General features: G+C 42.8%; 2 protein-coding genes. Both read right to left on the bottom strand.

Annotation, left to right across the window (positions count from 1 at the left end):
- Positions 1-2,618 (bottom strand): non-ribosomal peptide synthetase (locus tag IQ264_RS31715; RefSeq protein WP_193986602.1); only part of this gene is annotated, 2,618 nt, incomplete at its 3' end.
- Positions 2,619-2,691: 73 nt separating this feature from the next.
- On the bottom strand, positions 2,692-4,246 hold a 1,555-nt coding region (locus IQ264_RS31710), incomplete at its 5' end, for a thioesterase domain-containing protein (RefSeq protein WP_193986600.1).

Raw genomic sequence — 4,246 nt, 5'->3', positions numbered from 1 at the left:
GGTAAATAACGGGCTAAGTCTCCGGTTTTATAAAGTCTAAGAACCGGGGGTTGGGGGGTAGGTGTTAGGGGTTGGGGAAATTCTTCTTCCCTACACCCTAACACCTGACCCCTATCCCCGAAGGGACTGTCTATGAACTTCTCATTAGTTAATTCTGGTCGGTTCAGGTAGCCTCTAGCTAATCCCACTCCACCGATGTGCAATTCTCCTGGTACTCCGATCGGTACTGGTTGCAGATATCGATCGAGGATGTAAACTTGGGTGTTAGCTATGGGTCGTCCGATCGAGATTTTGTCATCATTATCAGTGCATTGAGCAATCGTGGCACAGACACTAGCTTCTGTTGGCCCATAAGCGTTGTAAAAGTTTCTCCCTACCGACCATTGTTGCATCAGTTCGATCGGACAAGCTTCTCCGGCGACAATAATTGTCGAGAGTGTTGGTAATTCTTCTCTGGGCAGGACTGCCAGTGCTGAGGGTGGTAAGGTTATATGAGTTATTTCATCATCGCGTAATCGCTCCATTAATGCCTCCCCCGGCATCAGAGCTTCTTTGCTTCCCAGATATAGTGTTGCTCCTGAGCCAAAAGCCATCAGCACTTCCGATATCGAAGCATCAAAACTGAAGGAGGCAAATTGGAGAACCCGACTATCGCTATCTAAGCCAAATGTCTGAATCTGAGCTATGGCTAGGTTACACAATCCCTGATGTTCCACCATCACCCCTTTGGGTTTACCTGTAGAACCAGAGGTGTAAATTACATAAGCTAAGTTTTCTAGTGTTACAACAGAGTTCAAATTCTCCTGACTTCTCTGTTGAATCCCTTGCCACTCTGTATCCAGACAAAAGATTTGTGCTCTATGTTCGCCAAGAGAGTCGAGTAATTTTTGTTGTGTCAACAGCACCGAAACCTGGGAGTCATCGAGCATGAAGCGTAACCGCTCTGTGGGATATTCGCTGTCAAGGGGAAGGTATGCTCCTCCGGCTTTGAGAATCCCCAACAGTCCCACTATCATTTCTATTGAACGTTCCACACAAATCCCCACGAGCACATCTGCACCTACACCTAAAGAGCGCAAATAATGGGCTAACTGATTCGATCGATTATTCAATTCCCGATAAGTTAGTTGTTGATTCTCAAACACTACTGCTACTGCATCTGGTGTTTTCTCGACCTGTTGTTCAAACAACTGATGGACACACTGATTAGCCGGATAATCTGCTTGAGTATTGTTCCACTCAACTAATAACTGCTGTTGCTCAACTTCACTCAGCAGAGTTAATTGCCAAATCTGCTGCTGTGGATTAGCAACGATACTTTCCAGCAAGGTCACAAAATGCCCTGCCATGCGTGCGATCGATCTCGCTTCAAACAAGTCAGTATTATATTGCCAGCATAGCTGCAAAACTTCCTGAGCTTCCATCACTGCTAAAATCAGATCGAAGTCCGCACCCCGTTGATGTGCGAGTAAGTATGGCTCCATTTCCAGCACTTGTTCTCCACTAGCTTTACACCAATGCTGCCTTTGCCAGCCGAAACTCACTTGACATAAAGGAGGGCGACTTGGATCTCGCTGGGCTTCGAGTAGTTCTGCCAAGCGAGAAAACGGATAGTCTTGATGATTTTGACCTTCTTTTACGGTGTTGCTAACTTGAGTGAGAAGTTCTGCGAATTTGACGTTTTTCTCAACAGAAATTCGTAAAGGGATCAGATTAACGAAGTAGCCAACAATTTCTTGAAAATCTCCAGTCCAACGTCCTCTCATCGGACTTCCAATGAGAATGTCTTCTTGATTGGTGTAGCGATAAACCAATACGTAAAATGCGGTTAGCAGAATCCGATAAAGGCTTTCGCCAGAGGTTTGAGCCAGGTTATTGAGTTTTTGAATTAATTGCTCATCTAATCTTAAAAGATATGATTCTCCTTGATAAGTTTGTAGGGGAGGACGGGGTTTGTCTGGGAGTAAATTCAAAATTGGCAAATCACCAGCTAATTGTTTTTTCCAGTATTGCCAATGTTTTTCTCCCCTCTCATCTGATAGCATTTCTGACTGCCATCGCACAAAATCTGTATATGATTTATTCTGGGTCAAAGAGCCTTCAAAAATCTCTGTTTGTTCTTGACTCACTGATTTGATTTGGGCAGTATACAAATCCTGAAATTCCTTCAGCAGTAAATCAAAAGACCACATATCAGCTGCAATGTGGTGCATGGTTAGCAAGAGAATATGTTCTTTTTCCGAACAAGTAAACAAATTAATCCGCAAAACGGAATCTGTTTCTAGGTTAAAAGGGCGATCGGTTTGGGCAAATATTTTTTCTTTTAAATAATCTTCACTCCAAGTGGAGGCATCTGTTAAGTCAATAGTAAATTTCAATTCTTTATTGATTTGTTGAACGGGTTTGCCTTTGTGAGTGGTATAGGTGGTTCGGAGAATCGGATGGCGTTTAAAAATCTTATTCCACACACTAATGAAAGTAGGAATATTTAGTTCTGAGTTAATTTTTACCGTAATATACGTATTATATACAACGCTTTCTGGAGCCATTTGATAGATAAACCATAAGGCTTGTTGACCATAAGAAAGCGGATAAGTTTCTGTTACTTTTGTGTTCATTTGAGTTCCTTAAAATCTTTTTTTACCAAACTTCAACACTCGGCACATAATCCGCCCACAAAGGGCGGAATCTTCAAAAGCCAGAGAAGGCGGATTGCCCGTTTTTAGTTGTTAATTTTGCTTGCTGGATGCAAGTATTCAACTGTTGGGCTAAAACCTGAACATGAGGGAAATGCAACATCGTCGTATGATTGCCAGGGACAAAATGAACATCTACAGGTACTCCAGAAATAGTACTCCAACCAAAGGTGGAATCCTGAAAAACGTCACGGAAAGACTCATTTTCTTCGATTTTAATTTCACTAGAGCGAAACAAAGTAATGCGGACAGGATAAACCTGTTGTTGTGGGGAATACTTAGCTTTATGGTCAGCCATGAAAGATTGCAATAGATGCGACAAATAAGTAGAATCAGCATCAGGAGGTAGGATATCAAACATTTTCACATACTCCAGAACATATTGAATTTGTGCATCTGGAGCCAAAGATAAAAGCTTCTCGACATCCAACTCCAAATCAGATGCAAAAGTAGCTTTCATTGCACCAACCAAATCAATCAACCATTGAGTATCATCCCAATCATCCGATGTTTTTCCAAAGCCTGGTGGTGTCGTATCAAGAATAGCCAACAGAGCCACTTCTTCTCCCCGATCGAGCAACTGCTGTGCCATTTCATAAGCTACTTTACCACCAAAAGAATGCCCAGCTAAAAAATATGGGCCTTGGGGTTGTACTGTCTGGATAGCCTGAATGTAGCGAGCAGCTACTTCCTCAATATGGGTAACAGGCGCTATTTCCTGCTGGTAATAATTTGCTTGGAAAGTGTAGAAAGGTTGGTTTGGAGGAAGACAACGAGCCAAGTTATACAAGTATAATGAATAGCCACCCGATCCGGGAACACAGAATAAAGGTAACTGCTCACCCACAGGCTGAATTGCTAGCATTGGAGAATCACTCTTAGTATCCACATCTTTATCTTTTTGCACCACAGTTGCTAACAGTTCGATCGTCGGATTTTGCAAGAGAGTAGCTAAAGGGATATCCTTATTAAACAGCTGCTTAATTTGCGCCATTAAATAAGGAATTAATAGGGAATGACCTCCAAGGTCAAAAAAGTTATCTTTTACCCCCACTAGGTCAAGTTTGAGAATTTTTGACCAGATTTGTGTGAGTTTCAATTCTACAGAATTCCGGGGTAAAACAATTGTGTCTGAACTTCTGCGATCGGAAGGTGAGGGTAAAGCACGACGATCGACTTTGCCACTCGGAGTTAAAGGCAAAGTCTCCAATAACACAAAAGCACTCGGCACCATATAATCTGGTAACTTCGCTTTTAGGTATTGCCGTAGTTCGTTGCTGCTGGGGATTGCTGAAGGTTCTGCTGTAATGTATGCTACGAGGCGCTTATCTCCGGGGGTGTCTTCTCGGACAATTACCGCAGCACCTTGAACTTGGGGATGTTGACTAACAATGGCTTCGATTTCACCCAACTCAATACGGAAGCCGCGAACTTTTACTTGATTGTCAATCCGTCCCAAGTATTCGATATTACCATCGGGTAAATAACGGGCTAAGTCTCCGGTTTTATAAAGTCTAAGAACCGGGGGTTGGGGGGTAGGTGTTAGGGGT

Source organism: [Phormidium] sp. LEGE 05292, assembly GCF_015207735.1.
Classification (GTDB): Bacteria; Cyanobacteriota; Cyanobacteriia; order Cyanobacteriales; family Aerosakkonemataceae; genus Floridanema.
The sequence above is the reverse complement of the archived record's forward strand: the minus strand, read 5'-3'. Positions and strand labels throughout refer to the sequence as shown.